At 40.2% G+C, this 1,175-nt stretch carries 1 protein-coding gene; it reads left to right on the forward strand.

Annotation, left to right across the window (positions count from 1 at the left end; translation table 11 throughout):
- A partial coding sequence (locus BUA76_RS18995; protein ID WP_178337365.1) for a histidine kinase dimerization/phospho-acceptor domain-containing protein occupies positions 1-1,175 on the forward strand: 1,175 nt, incomplete at both ends.

A 1,175-nucleotide genomic window follows, 5' to 3' on the forward strand; every position in this document is an offset into this window, starting at 1 on the left:
TGGGTAAGGGTAAAAGGACTTCCTGAATTTGAAGGTGAAGTCTGCAACAGGGTTTTCGGGATTATTCAGGATATCGATGCGTTCAAGAAAATGTTTCTGGAAGTAACCAGGAAAGAGGCGATGATGCAATCATTTGTGACGGATGTTCCTATTGCGCTGGCGATGTTTGATAAAGACCTTAATTATGTTTCCGTAAGCACCAAATGGAGAGAGGAATTCAATATGAATGATGTGGATCTTATCGGCAATAACATGTTTACTGTATCGCGGGATGTTCCGGAGGAGAGAAAAGAAATATATCGAAATGCATTATTGGGTAAAACATATACTAATGGAGATTTTTCTCTTAAAATACCGGGTAAAGATGAAATTCAGCATTATGATTTTAGAGTCGGGCCTTGGTATCTTACCGAAGATGAAGTTGGGGGTATCATCATTTCCGTACAAAATATAACAAATGCGATATTGATTAATGAGGAACTGAGAAATGCCAAGGAAGTGGCAGACATGGCCAGTAAGGCAAAATCTGAATTCCTTGCCAATATGAGCCACGAGATCCGTACGCCGCTCAACGGGGTGATTGGTTTTTCCGATCTTCTTCTCAGAACGCCACTGAATGAAATTCAGACCCAATATCTTAACTACATTAATGAATCCGGGGAAAACCTGCTCAATATTATCAATGACATTTTAGATTTTTCCAAGATAGAATCCGGAAAATTGGAGCTTTTGATTGAGAAAAGCGATGTGTATGACATGGTGAGCCAGGTGATCAATGTAATTCTTTACCAGTCTCAGAAAAAAAATATTGAACTTCTCCTGAATATCGAGCCGGGGCTTCCGAAAACGCTTCTGATTGATGAATCCCGATTAAAACAGATCCTGATCAATTTGCTTGGAAATGCCGTTAAGTTTACGGAAAAAGGCGAGATTGAGCTGAAAGTGGAAAAGCTCCGCATGGATGATAAAAATATTTCACTGCGGTTTTCGGTGAGAGATACAGGAATTGGTATTCCGGTTGAAAAACAGAAATATATTTTTAATGCTTTTACCCAGGAAAACAGCTCTATCAGCAAACGGTATGGCGGAACAGGTCTTGGGCTTACCATTTCGAACAATATTCTGAAGTATATGGGCAGCCATCTGTCGCTGATCAGCGCACCGGATAAAGGTTC

It is taken from the genome of Chryseobacterium takakiae (assembly GCF_900129385.1).
GTDB classification, from domain to species: domain Bacteria; phylum Bacteroidota; class Bacteroidia; order Flavobacteriales; family Weeksellaceae; genus Chryseobacterium; species Chryseobacterium takakiae.